The sequence below is a fragment of the Mycobacterium sp. genome (assembly GCF_049647605.1).
Taxonomy (GTDB): Bacteria; Actinomycetota; Actinomycetes; order Mycobacteriales; family Mycobacteriaceae; genus Mycobacterium.
Genome location: NZ_JBARXZ010000125.1, coordinates 17,574 through 36,583 on the forward strand (window position 1 = coordinate 17,574; position 19,010 = coordinate 36,583).

Sequence of the window (19,010 nt, forward strand, 5' to 3'; positions counted from 1 at the left end):
GCTCACGCGTCCTTGCGAGTCAACTTGTCCAGTAGCCAGCGCTGGTAGCCGGCGATCAGCTTCTCGGACTCCATCATGATGCGGCCCTGACCGATGGCGCCGGAACGTATTCCGTTCTGTACCGATTCGACGAGCACGGTGTCCTCGGCTCCGACTTCGTTGTCGAAGACGATCATGTCGTCGATCCACTCCTGGGTGACGTCGGGGCTGAAGTAGTAATCCAGGAACCCCCGGCTGCTGTCGGGGCCCATCGGAATGATCGGGCCGAGCGACACATTCGGCAGCCCCGGGTTGATGTTGACCTTCATGTTGGGGAACAGCGCGAAGTAGCGCCCTTCGGGTACGGCACCGTCGCGGCCGGTGTATCCGGATTCCGCTGCGGCGCCGGGGGCGACCGGCCGCAGCGGCCCGTTCTGCCAGGCATGGGTGGGTTCGAGCACCAGCTGATAGGCCGCCATGTCGGTGTCCAGCACATGGCTGAATCCGGGGTGGGCAGTCGGGCAGTGGTAGCACTCGAGGTAGTTCTCGATCGCAACCTTCCAGTTGCACTTCAGGTCGTACTCGACCCGGAAATGGAACTGCAGGTTGTCGACGTCGATACCTGCTCCGGCGGTCAGCGCAGGTACGTCGGCCAGCTGGGTCTCCAGTGGTTCGGCCGCAGGGTCGAGGTTGGCGAACAGGAACGGCCCCCAGGTGGCTGCTGCGGCTTTGCGCAGGCCGAGTTCGGACTGCGGGAAATCCACTTCGGAGCCCGACCGGGGCGCACCTTTGAGACTGCCGTCCAGGCCGTATGTCCAGGCATGGTAGTGACATTGCAGGGTACGGCGCTGACCACACTCTTCGAGTACCACCTTGGCGGCGCGGTGCCGGCACACGTTGTGGAAGGCGTTGAGCGAACCGTCCCGATCGCGGACCACCACGATCGGTTTCCCGGCGATATCGGCGGTGACGAACTGCCCGGCCGCGGCGACGTCCGCCGCCCGGCCGATGTACTGCCAGGTGCTCGAGTAGATCCGCTCGATCTCAGCGGCGGCGACCGCCGGATCGGTGTACCAGGACAGTGGCAGCGTCTTGCCCTGCTCGAGGTCGCGCGCGATACGCGCAGCCTCGTCGGGCGTCACGTCGAAGTGTTCGGTCATGGTCATGCTCCCCTTCCGGATGCGATGAGTTGTGGGCTGCTGGTGTGCATCGGGACTCCGAGTGAGCGGCCGCCGTCGGCGGCGAAGACCGCGCCAGTGACATATCGCGACTCGTCGCCGAGTAGGAATGCCGCTACATCGGCGATCTCCTGAGTGCTGCCGAACCGCCCGAGAGGGATGAGGTCCAGCATGCGCTCCTGGGCGCCGGGATCGGACAGGATTCCGGCAACTGCATTGTCGGTGGGGACAAATCCGGGCGCCAGTGCGTTGACCCGGATGTCGTGGGGTCCCCATTCCCGGGCCACGGACTTGGTGAAGGCGATCATCCCGGCCTTCGCGGCGGCCGAGTGGGCCACCAGTGGCGCGCCGGTCCATCCGTAGCTGGCGACGATGTTGAGGATGACGCCGGGCTTGTCCTCGCGGATCAGCCGTCTGGCCAAAGCCTGTGAAGCATTGAAGGTTCCGTAGAGGGAGATCTCGACGACGGACCGGAAGGCGTTGTAGCTCAGGTCCACGGTACGGGCGGCGAAGTTGCCCGCAGCGTTGTTCACCAGGCCGTCCACCCGAGGCAACGCGTCGACCACAGCGGCGACCGCCTCGTGATCGCGGACGTCCACTGGGTAGGTGGACACCGTGCCGGGGCCGGCGCTCAGCTTCTCGGCAGCCGCGGCCAGCTTGTCGGGGTTCCGCGAGAGCAACACCACATGGTCACCGTCGGCAATCAGGCGCTCCGCGATGCCGTACCCGATACCGGTGGCCCCGCCGGTGACGATCACCGTGCGCGCTGTCATTCGGCGATCCAGCCACTCTGCAGCGCCGTGGCCACCGGCGTGGTCCAGGTCCGCAGCGCGTCCACGCGACGCGAGTACCGCTGCAGTGGGTATTCCAGGGTGAAACCGAGTCCGCCCAGGATCTGATGGCAGGCCCGCATCACCGCGAAGGCACCCGCGGGAGCCTGCTGGAGCATGAAGACGTCGGGCCGGCGCCGGGCTGCCATCTGCAGCCCTTCGCTGGTGGTGGCACAGTCGGCGATCTTCTTGGCCACGGCGTCGAGATCGGCCAGCGGCCGGCCGAACGCGATCCGCTGGGAGGCGTATCCGCCGGCCAGTTGGAGTGCGCCGGCGGTCAGGCCGGCGATGTAACCGGTCATGGCAGCCGTCCACGCGTCGACGGCAATTTCGCTCAGATGTCCTTCACCAGGGGCTGTCTCGATGAGTGCGATCGCCTGCGCATCGACATACGACACCGGTTCCGCGCCGGTGATCGTCGCAAACTGCACACCTTCGGCGCCACACAGCCATACGGTGTCTCCAGCCGCCCGATACCGGGCCAGCGCGGCACCGCCCCCCAGATCGGCAGCCAACGCGAGACCGTGTCCGAGCAGGTCGTCGACGAGATCCACCGGCGCCAGCGCACGGCCCAACTCGATGCCGGCGGCTCCCAGGAAGTCGGCGCCGTTGCGCTCTTCTGCCACGTCGAACCAGCCTGCTTCGGCCAGTTTGTTGCGCAGCGATGGATTTCGGTCATCACATGGAGCGGTCGGGGTCCATGAGTCCACTGAGGGCACCGATTCACAGACGCTGCGGATGGTGGCGGCGAAGTCGCGGACGTCGGCTTCGGACGTGTCGATCTCGGTGATGGTCATGAGTGCGTGAATCCTTCTGGGGTCTGACTGAGTACGGCCTGGCTGAGTTCTCCACGGAGGGCCTCGGTGTGCTGGCCGAGGCCAGGCGCGCAGGTGGCGTGGGGATCAGCGATGCCGTCGATCTTGAACAGCGATCCGAGCACGCTGACCTGTCCCATTCCGGGCTGCTCGATGGCCTGCACCAGCCCGTTGGCCTGTACCTGTTCGGTTCGGTGGACCTGGCCGATCTCGCGCACCGGTCCGCCCGGGATTCCGAGTTCGGCGAACCGGGCGACCCAGTGATCGACCGGCTCGGTGGCGAGCACGGCAGCGAAGCGGTCTTTGAGACCGCTGCGCACCGCGAGTTCGGCGGCATCGGCGGGCGTGGCTTGCGGGTTGGCCGCCCACGGGTCTTCGACGCCCAGCAGTTCGGCCACTTTCAGCCGCTGCGTCACGTTGAGACAGGCCAGGGCAAGGAATCCGTCCGCTGCCCGGTAACACCGATAGTAGGGTTCCAACTCATCGGATTCTGCTACAGCAGTGGCGATCTCGCCGAGTCGGGCCTCATCACAGAACGCTCGCACCGGATTGTTCCCAGCACCGTCCAGGGTGACAAATCGCTGCACCTGAACCGCCAAGGACGCACCGAGCAGAGAGACCTCCACTCCGCGACCGACCGCCGAGTCCCCGCGACGGAATCGGTCGGCCAGACCCATCAGCGCGGCGGAGAAGGTGAGCAGTCCGGCGGTCAGGTCGGCCATCGCGATCCCGCCGGAACGCCGCGGCACCTCGTCATCGGGCCGGGCATCGGCCAGAAGCAAACCGGATGCGGCCTGGGCGATCAGGTCGTAGCCCAGTGTGGCAGCGTCCGGGCCCTGGCTTCCGAACGCCGAGACACAACACCAGACGGCGCGGGGGTTGAGCGCAGCCACCCTGTCGCGGTCCAGGCCGAAGCTGCGGGCCCGCTCAGGCGGCATGTTGTGGATGACAACATCTGCGCTCCTGATCAAGGCGTTGCTGAACTGCTGTCCGGCTTCGGTTTTCAGGTCAGCCACCACCGACTTCTTGTTGCGGTTCAGCGACACGAACCAGGTGCCGCCGTCAGCGGTCAGAGGTTCGTAGTGCCGCCAGGCGTCCCCGTGGGGCGGTTCGACTTTGATGACCTCGGCCCCGAGATCCGCCAACAACATCGCGGCAAACGGCCCGGCGACGTATTGCGCGTAGTCCAGCACGCGCAAGCCCTTCAACGGAAGATCTGTGCTCATGTCCAGGATCCGATCCGGCGCCGGGAGATGTTCTTGCGCTGGATGTCTGAGACGCCACCGGCGATGGTGGTGGCCACGGCGGCCCGCGCGAACGCTGCGAGCTTGCCATCGAGGACAGCACCGGGACCGTGTTCGATCAGTGAGCGTGGCCCTACCAGATCGACTGCGGTGGCCGCCAGTTCCTGCATCAGAAGGGCGATCGACAGCTTGGCCATCGAGGACTCCGCGCTCGCGTCCTCGCCGGCGGCAAGTCGCTCGGTGGCACGCCTGCCGTGCTCCCGGGCGATGTGCACGTCACCTCGAATGCGTGCCAACGTCCGCCGACCGGGGCGGTCGGTGACCACGGAGTCGAGTTCGTCCAGCAGTCGTAACATGACGCCGACCTTCTCGCTGGTCACGCGCTCGTAATCCAATGTCCCCATGAGGATCTGCCAGCCGCCGTCGATCTCGCCAACCACCTGGTCCGCGGGCACCGCCACATCGGTGAGAGTGAGCTCACCGATGGTGCCCCCGCCCAGGGTCTCGTGGACGTCGACGAGGATCCCCGGGGTGTTGATGTCCACCAGGAACACCGAGAGTCCGCGGTGGCGGGATTCCACACTGCCGGTCCGTACCGCGAGGTACACCCAATCGGCGTGCTCGGCGCTCGATGTCCAGATCTTTCGGCCGTTGACGATGTAGCGGTCACCGTCGAGGCGCGCGGTGGTGCGCAGCGACCCCAGGTCGGTGCCGGCCTCGGGCTCCGAGAAGCCCTGGCAGAAGATCATCTCCCCCGAGGCGATGCGCGGAATGAACTGCGCGCACATCTCTTCTCCTGCGTACTGCAGCAGCGCGTTGCCGATGGTCTTCACCGACAGCAGGTAGCTCGACATGGGCAGCCAGTGGTAGCCCATCAGTTCCTCGACAGCAAAGGTGACCATCGGATCGAAGCCGCCGCCACCGACGTGCGTCGGCCAGTGCATCCCGATCAGCCCGGCTTTTCCGTAGGCGGCGTAGGCCTCTCGGGAATCCGCGTCCGACGGTGAACCCTGGGTCGGCGGCACCCCGCAGCCGAGCACCGAGAACTCGCGCGCCAGCTGTGCGACGTCGGCGGCCTTGGCGGTGGTGGTGGAGGGTTCGACGGTGGTGGTCATGAGAGTGACAGAGCTCCGATGGCTACTCGAGTACTTTCATCGAATGAAAGTCGACTTTTACTTGATGAATCTTATGGAGTTCGGCTGGTCGGTGTCAACGAAATCGCGAAAGTTACTGACTCGCGAATCAGATATCGAGGACCAGCCGGGGCGTACGGGATCGCCCGACGCAGATCATCATGACTGCCCCGCCGGCCCGCTCCTCATCGCTGAGGATGTCGTCGGCATGTTCGGGATCTCCCGCAATCACCGCCGTTTCGCATGTGCCGCAGTATCCTTCGCGACAAGCCCAGGGTTGACCGGGAACCACCTCGAGCACCTTGTCGAGGATCGATGACTTCTCGTCGACCGTGACGGTGATACCCGACCTGGCCAGTTCCACTTCGAAGGTTCCGCCACCTCCCACCGGCTTGGGCGCCGTGGCCGCCGCACCGAAACGCTCGAAGTGCAGCCCGCCCACCCGCTCGTCCGCGGCACATGCGGTCTCGACCGCCCGCAACAACGGCTCCGGCCCGCAGCAGTAGACCTGGACACCCGGTGAGCACCGGGCCAGTTCGGCGGCGAGGTCCATGCGGCCCGCCACATCCTCGGGCACCAGCGTGGCCGCGGAGCCGTAGCTGCCGACCTCCTCGCAGAATGCCATGGAGGCCAGCGACCGGCCACCGTATATCAGACGAAACTCTTTGCCCACCTTGGCTACCGCACGTACCATCGGCAGGATCGGAGTGATTCCGATACCGCCGGCGATGAAGAGGTAGCTCTCGGCATCAACGAGCCGGAAGTGGTTCCGTGGCGAACGAACATCCACTTGGGCACCGACGGTGACACACCGATGGAACTCAGACGATCCACCTCGCCCCTGGGGCTGATCCAGCACCGCCACCCGGTATCCGGAGCGATCTTCGGGGTCACCGCAAAGCGAGTAGTGCCGGATCAGGCCCGACGGCAGTGTGAACTCGAGATACGCACCCGGCGACCATGACTCGAGAGGTTCACCATCGGAACGCTGGAAGCGAAAGGAGCGCACACCGTCGGCTTCCTGTCTGACGTCGGCGACCACCAGGACACTCACCGGAGTCCACTTTCGCAGCATGAAATGAACTTCCGCATGCCGAATACTTTACGGACACACCGAAGAGCGCGTCAATCCTTTACTGACTCACAAATCAGCAATTACTGACTTACAGATCAGTAGTTGTACCTTCGAGCAAGGCGATTTCGATGGCGATGTCGCGCAACAGCTCACCGGCCCTCTTACGGAACTCCGGTGTCGCGCGGGTGACGGGCAACGAGACGTTGATGGCGCGCAGCGATCCGTCGGCCTGGGCCGGAAGACCGATCGCCAGGGAACTGAGACCGAGCTCGAACTCCTCGTCGGAGACCGACAGACCGATATCGCGCACCGTGTCGAGGTGCTTCTTGAGCTCGGTCCAATCGGGGGCGCTGCGCTCGGTGGCCTGCGGATACGGCCCACGCCCGAGCCGTGCGATCACCTCGCCGTCATCCAGTTGCGCCAGCAGTGCCTTGCCGAGCGCGGTGTTGTGCGCGGTCAACCGCAGCCCGACCGTGACCTGTGGGGTGAGCATGCGTCCGCCCTTCACCCCGTCCAGGTACACCACCGAGGAACCCAGCAGAGTCGCGAGATTTGTGGTCTCACCGGTGCTCTCGGAGAGTTCCTGGAGCTTTCGGCGGATCACCGCAGCCGGATCACTGCGCGCGATCAACGGTCCGGCCAGTCGCAGCACCGCAGCACCGATGCGGTAGTTGCGCCCCCCGGCGACCGGTTCGAGGAATTCATGAGCGACCAAAGTGCGCACCAGTCGGTGGATCGTCGGCATCGGCAGTTCACAGCGCGCTGCGAGATCGCTCTGGCTGAGCTCGGCGGCGTCGTCAGAGAACTGTTCGAGAATCTCCAGGCCGCGGCTGAGGGTACGAACCGCGCCGGCGCCGGTGTCCGACGCGTCTCCTGCTGCCATCCCGCAAAGCTACTAAACGGGCCGCAACTCGAAGTCGAGTACCTCATCGATCCAACGTTTACGCTCGGTGGCAGTGGGCCCCGAGCCTCGGACCACTTTCTGCACAGCCAAACCGTCGAGCAATGCCGTGATACGCGCGGCGGAGACCTCGGGTTCCCGACACCGGAACTCCCCCGCGGTGTTGCCTTCGACGATCAAATCGTGCACAGCGTTGCGCCAGACGTTGTCGATATCCCGCATGGCCTGCACCAAACCGGGATCGCGCAGCGCGGCAGCCCATCCATCGATCCACAACCGCCAGCCCGGCGCGCCACCGGCCGGGCCGTACAACTTGACCACCGCACGCAACCGCGCCGAAGCCGGTGATCGACGCGCCACGATCCTGGCCAGATCGTCGAGGTCGTGCTGCATGGCCCGAGGAAAAGCCTCCGCGAGCAGGGCTTCTTTGGTTTCGAAATGATAGAAGATCAGCCCGGTGCTGACGCCCATCGCCGCCGCCACATCGGCCACCCGGGTGGCCGCGATACCTCGTTCGGCGATCTGGGCGACCATCGCGTCGATGATCTCCTCACGCCGGACCAGCACCCGTTTCCGCGCCATGCCCTCAACACTAACCGTTCAACTCCGACGGCCGGCGCCCACACTGGCTGCGCAAGAGCGCCATACACTGATCAACGGGTCAGCACTGAAGCGGGCAGCTGGTCGGCGAGCAGCTGTGCCAGATGCATGCCGCTGCGGTCGGTGAGGTCGTCGAGCTGGGTGCGACAGGAGAAGCCGTCCGCCAGGATCACCGCGTCCGACGGTGCGGAACGCACCGCGGGCAGCAGTTGCTGTTCGGCCACGGCCACCGAGACCTCGTAGTGGCCTTTCTCCACCCCGAAGTTGCCCGCCAGGCCGCAGCAGCCACCGAGCCGCGTCACGTCGGCGCCCGCCGCCCGCAGCAGCTGAGCGTCCGGGCTCCAGCTCATCACCGAGTGGTGGTGGCAATGTGGCTGCGCGATCACCGAGGTGCCCGACATCGGCGGCGGCTCCCAGCCCCTGGCCGTCAGCAGTTCCGCCAGTGTGTGGGTGGCCGCACCAACCGACTCCGCACGCGCACCACCGACGAGCTCCACTGCTTCGGAACGCAGTACCGCGGTGCACGATGGTTCGATCCCCACCACCGGCACGCCGCGTTCGACGCTCCGGGACAGCGCCTCCAGCGTGTTGCCCAGCTTTTGTCGCGCCGTGTCGAGTTGGCCAGTCGAAATCCAGGTGAGACCGCAGCATTGCTGTTTGTCGGTCAGCCGGGGCGTGTATCCGGCGGCCTGGAGCACCCGTACCGCGGCGATGCCGACTTCGGGTGAGAAGTAGTTGGTGAAGGTGTCGACGAACAGCAGCACCTCATCGCCGGAACCGTCCTGACCGATGGACTGCTGGTTGCGGAACCACGAGCGGAACGAAGTCGGCGCAAACGCCGGAATGGTTCGGCGGTGGTCGACTCCGGCCACCGCAAGACCGGCCCGCCCGACACCGGGAATCTGCATCGCCGCGTTGGCCAGCCGCGGGGCCAGACCCGCCAGCTTCGCCCAGCGGGGCAGCCAGCCCAGGGAATAATGCGAGGCGGGCCGGATCCGGCGACGGTAGCTCTGGTACAGGACCTCGGCCTTGTAGGCCGCCATGTCCACCCCCGTCGGGCAATCCGAGGCGCAGCCCTTGCAGGACAGGCACAGGTCGAGCGCCTCGTGCACTTCCGGTGACCGCCAACCGCCGCGCACGTCGGTGCCGTTGATCATCTCCTGCAGGACACGGGACCGCCCACGGGTGGAATCTTTCTCCTCACGGGTGGCCTGGTACGACGGGCACATGACCTCACCGATCCCGGTGTTGTCGGCCCGGCACTTACCGACCCCGGTACAGCGGTGCACCGCCTGGGTGAAGTCACCCCCGTCGTGCCGGTAGGCCAACGCGAGGTCGCGGCGCAGCACCGGCGCCGCGGGGATGCGCAGGTCGGCGTCCAGCGGCAACGGATCCACCACCACACCCGGATTCAGCAGGTTGCCCGGATCGAAGACATGTTTGACCGCGGCCAGCAAGCCCAGCGCGTCGGACGAGTACATCAGCGGCAACAACTCGCCACGGGCCCGGCCGTCGCCGTGTTCCCCGGACAGCGAGCCACCGTAACCGGCCACCAACTCCGCGGCGGCGAACATGAAGTCCCGGAAAACCTTGGTGCCTCCGGGGCGATCCAGCGGCAGGTCGATGCGCACGTGCATGCAGCCTTCGCCGAAATGGCCGTAAGGCATTCCGGTGACACCGAAATCGGCCATCAGGGTATCGAAGTCACGCAGATAGTCGCCCAGGCGGGCCGGCGGCACCGCGGCGTCCTCCCAGCCGGCGTGGGCGGGCCTGCCCCGCGGGCTGCGGGCGGCCAGCCCGGCGCCGTCGGTGCGGATACGCCACAGCGTCGCCGCGCGTGCCGGGTCCTCGACCACCAGCGAATCGACGGCGCCGCAGCTTCTTGCGGTCTCCTCGGCGCGAAGTCGAGCCTGGTCGGCGGTGTCGCCGACGACTTCGACAAAAACCCAGGCGGCGCCGGCGGGCAAAGGCGGTACCGCCTGGTCTCCCTTGCGTTCCCGCACCACATCGACGATGCGCGAATCGATCCCCTCACAGGCGGTCGGGCGGTGCACCAGGATCGCCGGGGTGGCATCGCCGGCCGCCGCGATATCGGGGTATCCGAGCACCACCAGCAGCCGGTGGGCGGGCTCGCGCACCAGATTCACCGTCGCCTCGGTGCACACCGCCAGCGTGCCTTCACTACCCACCAGCAGTCGGGTGACGTCAAAGCCTTTCTCCGGCAACAGGTGTTCCAGCGAGTAGCCCGATACCTGGCGGCCGAAGGTGCCGAATTCGGTGCGGATGGTCGCCAGCCCCGATCGGGTCACCGAGGACAGCGCGTCCAGAAGAGGCGACGGCGGCTGGACGGCCCCGCCCGACTGCAGCCGCAGTTCCTCACCGCACGCCGTGAGCACCCTCATCGCCGCGACGTTGTCGGAGGTCCGGCCGTAGCCCAGCGCCCGCGAACCACAGGCATTGTTGCCGATCATTCCGCCGATGGTGCAGCGCGATAGCGACGACGGGTCCGGTCCGAACCGGAGCCGCAGCGGTGCCGCGGCCTTCTGCAGCACGGACTGCACCACCCCGGGTTGCACGACGGCGGTGCGTGATTCGGGATCGATGGACAGCACCTGGTTCATGTGCCGGCTGAAGTCCAGGACCACACCGGTCCCGACCGCGTTCCCCGCGATCGAGGTCCCTCCTCCGCGGGCGGTGACCGGGATGTTCTCCCGCCGGCACACCTCCAGCACCGCCGCCACCTCGTCATGGTCGGCCGGGCAGACCACCGCGGTGGGGGTGACCCGGTACAGCGACGCGTCCGAGGAGTAGGCGGCTCTGTTGGTCGCGTCCACCCGGACATCACCGACACCGGCACCGCACAGCGCCTCTCGCAGCGCCTCCGCCTTGCTCATTCCTAGCATGCTAGGCCATCTGTAGCATGCTAGGAACCACGGGATCTTGCTACAGTGCCGAAGTGGCCGACGCCGAGCTGGAACTCGCGCGCCTTCCCGAGTCCGGCGGGAGGCGCGCCGAACAGGTGATGGAGGCCGTGCGGTCGGCCCTGGACGCCGGAGTGATGCGACCCGGGATCAAATACTCGGTGTACCAACTGGCCGATGCGCTGGGGGTGTCTCGAACCCCGGTACGCGACGCCCTACTGCGCCTGGAAGAAGTCGGCCTGATCCGCTTCGAGGCACGACAAGGCTTCCGAATCCTGCTCCCCGACCCCCGCGAGATCGCCGATATCTTCGCCATTCGGCTGGCCCTGGAGCTGCCTGCGGTCCACCGCGCCGCCACGGTGTGCGACACCGCGCTGGTCGCCCGGCTACAGCACCGGATGGAAATCCTGCATGCCGCCGCGACCGCCGGTGACGAACACGCCTTCGCCCACCACGATCAACTGCTCCACGACCACATCATGGAAGCAGCCGGAAACACCCGTGCCCGCACCATCGTCCGGTCGCTGCGCGAGTCGATCCGGCTGCTCGGCGCCACCACAGACCGGGCACGCACCCTCTTCGACATCGACGCCGAACACCGTCCGATCGTCGAGCACATCATGGCAAATCAGCCGGAGGCGGCGACCGAGGCCATGCGCACGCATCTGACCTCCACCGGCCGGATCCTCGTCCCGCAAGCCATCCGCGATCAGGACTCGCATCTCGACGGCGAGTCGCTGTGGGCCCAAGCGGTCACCCGGCACGACGAGTGATCCTTACCCTGAGCCTCACCAAGTCGGGTGCTCAGGGCCTTCACTTTCACCACAGCTATCCGGCATCGTTGACCTCAGTCGTGATGTAGGGCCCCCAGTCGGTGGCGCGCACCGTCTCGACGAATGACTCGATCACCGCAGCGATCAACGGATCAGACACCTCGTGCCGATGCACCAGGGAGACGGTTCGCTTCGCCCACTTCGATTGCACCGAAAGCACACTCACACGCTCATGCGACACGATGCCCAGCGCCGGCACGATGGCGACGCCCAGCCCGGCGGCGACGAATTCGGTCACCAGGTCGTAGTATTCGGTGCGCAACGCCACGGTGGGCACAAAGCCCAGGTCGGCACAGATCCGGTAGGTGGTGGCCTCACCCGCGGTGCCCGCGCCGCTGGTGATCCACTCGGCGTCGGTGAACGTCTCGCCGATCGCGGCGGTGTCGCCCGCCGCGACTCCGGGCGGACCGAGGAACACCAGATCCTCGACCAGCAGCGGCACCCGGACCAGATCGCTCGACCACGTAGGAGCCAGAGCCGCGTACTCGTAGCCGAAAGCCACATCCAGTTCCCCACTTTCGACCATCGCCACGGTGTCCGATGGCTCCGCGATCCGCAGACTCACTTCGACGCACGGGTGACTCACCCGCAGCCGCGACAGCGACGCGGGCAGGATCCGAGCTCCGGCCGTGGGGAAACAACCCACTTTGAGCCGTCCACTGCGGCCCGCCGCGATGGATTGCACATCACCTTCGAGATCGTCCAAGTCCGACAGGACCCGGGCGGCCCGTTCGGCGAGCAGATATGCCGGCGCGGTGATCTGCACACCACGGGCACGCCGCTCGAACAAAGTCAGCCCCGTCGACCGCTCCAAGGCCTCCATCTGCTGCGACACCGCCGACGCGGTGTAGCCGAGCTCCCGAGCCGCCGAGGCGAACGAACCGGTGGCCACCACCGCCCGCAACGTCTGCAGATGAACCGGATTCAGCACCCGCCCATTAGACCCCACCACACACCAGGAGCTCGACATGACTGACCTACTGTCCCAGATCGACGACTGGGGCCCGGAAAAGGTTGTTGTCGTCTCCGACGCCCGCACCGGAATGAGAGGTGTTCTGGTCATCGACAACACCGCCCGCGGTATGGGTAAGGGTGGCACCAGGATGGGCCCAGGGGTGTCGGTGGCCGAGATCGCCCGACTGGCTCGGGTGATGACCTGGAAATGGGCCGGCGTCGACATGTTCTTCGGAGGCGCCAAAGCCGGCATCGTCGGAGATCCGACCGGAGCCGACAAAGAAGAAGTGCTCCGGGCCTTCGCCCGCAAACTGAGCAACGAGGTGCCACGCGAGTACGTCCTGGGGCTCGACATGGGACTGACCGAATACGATGCCGCGATCTTGGCCGACGAGCTCGGCGACCGCGGCGCCGCCGTGGGCAGCCCACCTGAACTCGGCGGTGTGCCCTATGACCAGCTCGGTGTCACCGGCTATGGGGTCACCGAATCCGCCCACGTCGCCGCGGAGCGCCTCGGCCTGGACCTCGCCGGCGCTGCCATTGCGATCCAGGGTTTCGGCGCGGTGGGTCGGGCCGCGGCACGCCGATTCGGCGAGTACGGTTCGACGATTGTGGCGATATCGACTTCTGAAGGGGCACTGCATGATCCGCAGGGCCTGGACATCGATGTGCTCGACCGACTGGGCGCCGAATACGGTGATGCCGCAGTCCATCACTACGGCCGCGACGAGGTGCTACCCGCGGGCGCCGAGTTGGCCGTCGACTGCGACGTGCTGGTCCCCGCCGCACGCCAGGATGTCATCGATGCGCACGTGGCCGGGAGGATCAAGGCGAAGCTTGTTGTCGAAGGAGCAAATCTGCCCGCCTCGGCAGAAGCATTGCAGTTGATGGCAGAACGCAAGATCCTCGTCGTGCCGGACTTCGTGGCCAACGCCGGCGGCATCGTCGCGGCCGGCGTGGCCATGGAGGCCCGCTACTCTCCGTTCCGGCCGGACACCGAGAGCATCATGTCCTTGGTGTCCAGTCGAATCCGGGCCAACACCAACGACGTATTGGATGCGGCGGACGCCACCGCCTGCTCGACCCACGATGCCGCCCGCACCATTGCCCAAGCTCGGGTTCGCGCCGCGATGGCCGCCCGCGGCCAGATCACCAGGAGCGCGAGCTGATGACCTTCCAGACCACCGCTCGACTGCGAGCCCGATTCGCCGCATCACTGTCGGAGATGTACGGCCGTGAGGTACCCGCATACACCACGCTCGTGGACGTCGCCGGTGAAATCAACGCCGAGCTGGGTGGCAACGACCGGGTCACCGCCGAACGGCATGGCGCCATCCGGGTCGGCACCCCACGCGAGCTCGAACAGGTAGGTCGCATTTTTGCCGGATTCGGTATGCACCCCGTCGGGTTCTACGACCTGCGTGACACCGGCAATGTGCCGGTGCCTGTGGTGTCCACCGCGTTTCGGCCGATTGATCCGGTTGAACTCGAGGTGAACCCGTTCCGGGTCTTCACGTCCATGTTGGCTGTCGACGACAGCCGCTTCTTCTCCACGGACCTCCAAGGACGCCTGCGGACGTTCCTCGACCGGCGGACCCTGTTCAGCACAGAGTTGCTGATGTTGGCCGAACGCGCCGCCGCGGGCCGCGGTCTCGGCAGCGACGACGCCGATCGATTTGTCGGGCTGGCCACCGCCGCCTTCGAGCTGTCCACCGAGCCCACAGACCGGTCCTGGTATACCGAGCTCGCCGAGATATCTGCTGTCGCCGCCGATATCGGCGGTGTCAGCCGAACTCACATCAACCACCTCACCCCGAGGGTGCTCGACATCGATGAGCTGTACCGGCGTCTGCAGGCCCGCGGTCTGCACATGATCGACAAGATCCAAGGTCCGCCGCGCTGGCACGGTCCCGATGTTCTGTTGCGCCAGACCTCTTTCCGCGCCCTCGACGAATCGAGAATGTTCACCGAGCCCGACGGCAGCGTCGTGGCGGGCACCACCCGGGTGCGATTCGGCGAAGTGGAGCAGCGCGGTATCGCGCTGACCCCACTGGGACGGCAGCGTTATGACGAGCTGATGCAGCAGACCGATATCGCCGCGTCGACCGGTCTGTCGTGGCAAGACGCCGGCCGGCAAGTATGGGAAGGCTCCGACTTCCCCACCGATCTCGAAGGTTTACGCCGTGGCGGCCTGGCCTACTTCACCTACCACCGCACCGGCGCTGCGCCTGCGGCCTCGCTCGACGAAGCGGTGGCCTCGGGTGCGGTGACCGCCACCCCGATCACCTACGAGGACTTCCTCCCCCGCAGCGCGGCCGGGATCTTCCAATCCAACCTCACCGGCGACGGCACCGTCGACTATGACCGGGCCGCCGCACGCTATGACATCGACTGGATGGCAGCGACGTTGGATCGCACCGTCCACCAACCCGTTGATGTCTATGCCGCCCAGACCGACGAGTCCCTGCGCGATGTGGGCATGATCCTGCCCACGTAGCAACCTTCCTCATTCCCCACATCCCGAAACCTTGGAGACCAGCAATGCCCAGTACCACCCTTGCCGATCGTGCCGCCGCCGTACTGTCCCGCCTCGAAATAGCGCTCGACAGCTCACCCGAGGGCGACGTCGTCTCGATCAGCCCCGTCGACGGATCGGTCCTGGCGAAGCTGCCCGCCTTCACCGCCGCGCAGACCGAGGCCGCCGTGGCCGCAGCCGCTGACGCCTTCGGCACCTGGCGTCAGGTACCCGCCCCGCGGCGCGGTGACCTGGTGCGCCGACTCGGGCAGCTGTTGACCGAGCACAAGGCCGACCTGGCGACCCTGGTCACCCTGGAAGCCGGCAAGATCGAGTCCGAAGCGCTCGGCGAAGTCCAAGAGATGATCGACATCTGCGATTTTGCCGTCGGATTGTCCCGGCAGCTCTACGGCCGCACCATGCCGTCCGAACGCCCACTACACCGGCTCAGCGAGACCTGGCACCCGTTGGGCGTGGTCGGGGTGATCACCGCCTTCAACTTCCCGGTCGCGGTCTGGTCCTGGAATACCGCGCTGGCTCTGGTCGCCGGCGACACCGTGGTGTGGAAGCCCTCGGAAATCACCCCGCTGACCGCAGCTGCCTGCTCCGCCATCCTCCAGCGTGCGATTCGTGATCTGGGAGCACCCAGCGGCATTCACCTGTTGGTCCAAGGTGGCCGCGAGGTCGGCGAAGCCATCGTCGACGATCCACGCGTGGCTCTGGTGAGCGCCACCGGTTCAGTGCGTATGGGCCGTGAAATCGGACCACGGGTGGCGGCCCGCTTCGGTCGCAGTCTGCTGGAGCTCGGCGGCAACAATGCGGTCATCGTGTCGCAGGCGGCCGATCTCGACCTGGCGGTACGCGGGATCGTGTTCTCTGCGGCGGGCACCACAGGCCAGCGGTGCACGAGCCTGCGCCGGCTGATCGTGCACCGTTCGGTAGCCGACGAGCTGACCCGCCGCATCGCCGATGCCTACCGCCAGTTGCCCATCGGCAGCCCACTGGAGGAGACCACGTTGGTGGGTCCGCTGATCCACGAGTCGGCTTTCCGCGCTTTCGAATTCGCCGTGGAGAAGGCCAAGGCCGACGGCGGCACCGTCGTGACAGGCGGCCGGCGGGTCCTGACCGAGCAGGCACCTGAGGCCTACTATGTCGAACCGACCATCATCACGATGCCGCACCAGAGTTCCGTGGTGCACGACGAGACGTTCGCCCCGATCCTCTACATCCTGACCTACGACACTCTCGACGAGGCCATCGAGCTCAACAACGCTGTTCCACAGGGCCTTTCGTCTGCCATTTTCACCACCGACCAGCGTGAGGCCGAGCTGTTCCTGTCGACCTCTGGTTCGGACTGCGGTATCGCCAACGTCAACATCGGTACCTCAGGCGCGGAGATCGGCGGCGCCTTCGGTGGGGAGAAGGAGACCGGAGGTGGCCGCGAGTCCGGTTCGGACTCCTGGAAGGCTTATATGCGACGGGCGACGAACACGGTCAACTACTCCTCCGAACTCCCCTTGGCGCAGGGGGTCAACTTCGGATGACACACCGCGGTGTCGCCTGGGATGACGATCCGGCGGTCGCAGCCTGGCCGGGGCTACCCGTACTCGAGACGGAGCTGACGGCCGATGTCTGTGTCGTCGGACTCGGGGGTTCGGGGCTGGCAGCCGTTGCCGCGGCCGTCGACCGCGGTCTCTCGGTGATCGGACTGGACACCGGCCGGGTCGGGGCGGGCGCGGCGGGCCGCAACGGCGGCTTCCTGCTGGCCGGCCCGTCAGCCTTCCTGCACCGGGCGATGCAGACCTGGGGAAACTCAGCGCTGGACCTCTACCGCGACACCCTCGCCGAACTGAACCGACTCTCCGAGCTGCTGGGACCGGAGGTGATCCGGCGCACCGGTTCACTGCGGGTGGCAGGCCTGCCGGGTGAACCGGTAACCGACAGCGAAGCCGCCGACCGCGACCTGGACATCAGAGACTGCGACGCACTGTCGAAGACCCTGCGAGACAACGGCATCGGTGTCGAAGACTATGACGGAGCGCTCGGCCGTGGGTTGTTCCTGCCCGACGACGCGGCGATGAACCCGGCCCGTCGCGCGCTCGGCCTTGCAGCACTGCTCCGGTCGCAGGCTGCGTTGTTCGAACACTCCCCCGCAGTGCGGATCGGCGACGGCACCGTGCAGACCGCCAACGGTAGCGTCAGCGCCCCCGTCATTCTGGTGGCCGTCGACGGCAAGCTCGAGACCGTGCTGCCCGAGCTGAAAGGCCGGGTCCGTACCGCGCGCCTGCAGATGCTGGCCACCGACCCGCTCGCCCCGGACCGGTTGCCATGCCCGGTGTACTGCCGGTGGGGGTACGACTATGCGCAGCAGGACAGTGGTGGCCGGATGTACGTCGGGGGTGGACGTGACAAGTTCATCGACACCGAATGGACCACCGCCACCACGCCGACCGCCGACGTGCAGACCTATATCGAATCGGTGGCACAGCGGATGGCGGGCGCGCCGGTCACCGTCACCCACCACTGGGCGGCATCGGTGGCCTACACCGATGACGGACGTCCGCTGTGCGGCGCCGTCGCCCCAGGGGTGATCGCCTTCGGCGCCTACAACGGAACAGGCAATCTGGTGGGACCGTTGGCAGCGCGTGCCGCCGTGGCACTGGCCCTCGACGGTGCCCCCGTCCCGGACTATTTCTGCGGCTGATCGCGCCCGCCGCGGCCGGCAGCCGAGGGTTTCTGGCCGGAACCCTTGCCTTTGAACCCACCGGACAGCCGGTACCGGGCATGTTCCCACAGATTTGCGCGCGGGGTTCGCCAGCACTTCAGCGCGTGGTGCTCGTCGTGCATCAGGCAGATGTTGCAGGAGACGCACGCAGCACTGGGCTGGCGTCCGTCGGTCAATCGGCGCGCAAGATCGGGTTCGCGGATGAACGGTCGTGCCATTGACACAAAATCGGCACGACCGGAACAGATGACGTCGTCGATGGTTTCGGCCCGGCGCAGACCTCCCACCAGAATGATGTTGGTATCGACGGCCGCGCGCACCGCTTCGGCGAACGGCAGGAAGTACCCCTCCGGCTCGGCGGATCTGTGCAGCCGGTGAAAAAGCAGGTCCTGCAACGCACGTTTGCGGTCCACCGCGATGTAGCCGCGGATGGAAGCGGACACGTAATCACTCATGAGGTTCGACGACACCTCCACACCGTCGAGCCCGGCCGCCACAAAACTCGCGATCCCGGGAACCGAGTCCCGGACCTCGAGTCCGCCCGACCGGTCCACCAGGTCGGCAAGCCCGACCTTCATCGTGAAACCCCGGTCCGAGGGGATCTGCGCGCGAACCGCCCGGATGATCTCGAGCGGGAACCGGTCCCGATGGAGTTGGCTACCGCCCCATTCGTCGTCGCGACGATTGGTCAGCGGTGACCGGAACTGGCTGATCAGATAGCCGTTGGCACCGTGCAGATGGACGCCGTCGAATCCGGCCTCCATCGCCCGGCGCGCCGCCTGTTCGAATGCGGCGATGGCCTCACGAATCTCATCGTCGCAGGCAGCCCGCACCGGTCGGCCTGTCATCACGTTGCTCACCGGCGACGGCGACAACGGGTCGGTATCGAACATCATGGACTGGCTTCCGGCATGGGCGACCTGCGCGAAGATCCGCCCGCCCCGGCGATGCACCGCATCGGTCACGCGCCGAAAGCCCGGGATCGCGGCGTCCGAATCCAGTCCCGCCTGAAGAGTGCCGTACCGACCACGGGGATGGCTGAAGATGTGACCGGTGAAGGCCAGCCCCACACCGCCTCGTGCCAGCTCCTCGTGCAACGCGGCGTAGTCATCACCGATGCGACCCGCGCTGTCTGCCATGGATTCGCCGGTACCCGCGCGGATCAGCCGGTTACGCACCTCCACGGGACCCAGTGTTGCCGGGCGGAATGCGGCTCCCTGAGGCCGCTCCCGGTTGGCGACGATATTGTGTCGGTCCATCACGGCCTCCAGCCACAGTAGGACACCCGGGGCTCGGGCACCGTCGAC

The 19,010-nt window shown here is 66.6% G+C and carries 16 protein-coding genes; 5 read left to right on the plus strand and 11 right to left on the minus strand.

Annotation, left to right across the window (positions count from 1 at the left end; genetic code table 11):
• Nucleotides 1-2: 2 nt before the first annotated feature.
• The 9 genes from WBB07_RS16740 to WBB07_RS16780 all read right to left on the minus strand — a co-directional run bounded on the left by WBB07_RS16740 (nt 3) and on the right by WBB07_RS16780 (nt 10,658).
• Complete coding sequence (locus tag WBB07_RS16740) at nt 3-1,139, minus strand: aromatic ring-hydroxylating oxygenase subunit alpha (RefSeq protein ID WP_526309515.1); 1,137 nt, start codon at nt 1,137-1,139, stop codon at nt 3-5.
• Nucleotides 1,140-1,141: 2 nt separating this feature from the next.
• Nucleotides 1,142-1,930 carry an SDR family oxidoreductase gene (locus WBB07_RS16745; RefSeq protein WP_526309516.1) on the minus strand — a complete coding sequence of 263 codons (789 nt, stop codon included), beginning with the start codon at nt 1,928-1,930 and terminating at the stop codon, nt 1,142-1,144.
• Nucleotides 1,927-2,784, minus strand: a complete 858-nt coding sequence (locus WBB07_RS16750) for an acyl-CoA dehydrogenase family protein (protein WP_526309517.1) — start codon at nt 2,782-2,784, stop codon at nt 1,927-1,929. Before WBB07_RS16750 ends, WBB07_RS16745 begins: the two co-directional genes overlap by 4 nt.
• Complete coding sequence (locus WBB07_RS16755) at nt 2,781-4,028, minus strand: CaiB/BaiF CoA transferase family protein (RefSeq protein WP_526309518.1); 1,248 nt, start codon at nt 4,026-4,028, stop codon at nt 2,781-2,783. Before WBB07_RS16755 ends, WBB07_RS16750 begins: the two co-directional genes overlap by 4 nt.
• Nucleotides 4,025-5,161 (minus strand): acyl-CoA dehydrogenase family protein, encoded by a 1,137-nt coding sequence (locus tag WBB07_RS16760; RefSeq protein ID WP_526309519.1) that lies wholly within the window; start codon nt 5,159-5,161, stop codon nt 4,025-4,027. The genes WBB07_RS16755 and WBB07_RS16760 overlap by 4 nt, the downstream gene beginning before the upstream one ends.
• Before the next feature lie 127 nt (nt 5,162-5,288).
• The gene (locus WBB07_RS16765; RefSeq protein WP_526309520.1) at nt 5,289-6,254 is read right to left on the minus strand and encodes a PDR/VanB family oxidoreductase; all 966 of its coding nucleotides are present in this window, start codon (nt 6,252-6,254) and stop codon (nt 5,289-5,291) included.
• Between the two features lie 88 nt (nt 6,255-6,342).
• Nucleotides 6,343-7,137, minus strand: coding sequence for an IclR family transcriptional regulator (locus WBB07_RS16770; protein WP_526309521.1), 795 nt, complete (start codon nt 7,135-7,137; stop codon nt 6,343-6,345).
• Between the two features lie 12 nt (nt 7,138-7,149).
• Complete coding sequence (locus tag WBB07_RS16775) at nt 7,150-7,737, minus strand: TetR/AcrR family transcriptional regulator (RefSeq protein WP_526309522.1); 588 nt, start codon at nt 7,735-7,737, stop codon at nt 7,150-7,152.
• 71 nt (nt 7,738-7,808) lie between these two features.
• Nucleotides 7,809-10,658, minus strand: coding sequence for an FAD-binding and (Fe-S)-binding domain-containing protein (locus WBB07_RS16780; RefSeq protein ID WP_526309523.1), 2,850 nt, complete (start codon nt 10,656-10,658; stop codon nt 7,809-7,811).
• A 53-nt stretch (nt 10,659-10,711) separates the two neighbouring features.
• On the opposite strand from WBB07_RS16780, the gene WBB07_RS16785 reads away from it, so the two are divergent.
• Nucleotides 10,712-11,449 carry a GntR family transcriptional regulator gene (locus WBB07_RS16785; RefSeq protein WP_526309524.1) on the plus strand — a complete coding sequence of 246 codons (738 nt, stop codon included), beginning with the start codon at nt 10,712-10,714 and terminating at the stop codon, nt 11,447-11,449.
• A 55-nt stretch (nt 11,450-11,504) separates the two neighbouring features.
• Here the strand turns inward: WBB07_RS16785 and WBB07_RS16790 are convergent, their stop codons facing one another.
• A complete protein-coding gene (locus WBB07_RS16790) occupies nt 11,505-12,440 on the minus strand; it encodes a LysR family transcriptional regulator (protein ID WP_526309525.1) in 936 nt (311 codons plus the stop codon).
• Nucleotides 12,441-12,477: 37 nt separating this feature from the next.
• Between WBB07_RS16790 and WBB07_RS16795 the strand changes: the two genes are divergently transcribed.
• From WBB07_RS16795 to WBB07_RS16810, 4 genes are read left to right on the plus strand one after another with little or no spacing between them, the layout of a single operon-like run.
• Nucleotides 12,478-13,632, plus strand: a complete 1,155-nt coding sequence (locus WBB07_RS16795; RefSeq protein WP_526309526.1) for a Glu/Leu/Phe/Val family dehydrogenase — start codon at nt 12,478-12,480, stop codon at nt 13,630-13,632.
• Entirely contained in the window at nt 13,632-14,960 is a 1,329-nt protein-coding gene (hglS, locus tag WBB07_RS16800) for a 2-oxoadipate dioxygenase/decarboxylase (RefSeq protein WP_526309527.1), read from the plus strand. The genes WBB07_RS16795 and hglS overlap by 1 nt, the downstream gene beginning before the upstream one ends.
• 44 nt (nt 14,961-15,004) lie before the next feature.
• Nucleotides 15,005-16,522 (plus strand): L-piperidine-6-carboxylate dehydrogenase, encoded by a 1,518-nt coding sequence (amaB, locus tag WBB07_RS16805; RefSeq protein WP_526309528.1) that lies wholly within the window; start codon nt 15,005-15,007, stop codon nt 16,520-16,522.
• Nucleotides 16,519-17,682: an NAD(P)/FAD-dependent oxidoreductase gene (locus WBB07_RS16810; protein WP_526309529.1), complete on the plus strand. Its 1,164-nt coding sequence runs from the start codon at nt 16,519-16,521 to the stop codon at nt 17,680-17,682. The genes amaB and WBB07_RS16810 overlap by 4 nt, the downstream gene beginning before the upstream one ends.
• Here WBB07_RS16810 and WBB07_RS16815 read toward each other — a convergent pair.
• Nucleotides 17,667-18,962 (minus strand): oxidoreductase, encoded by a 1,296-nt coding sequence (locus tag WBB07_RS16815; protein ID WP_526309530.1) that lies wholly within the window; start codon nt 18,960-18,962, stop codon nt 17,667-17,669. The genes WBB07_RS16810 and WBB07_RS16815 overlap by 16 nt on opposite strands.
• Nucleotides 18,963-19,010: the final 48 nt, after the last annotated feature.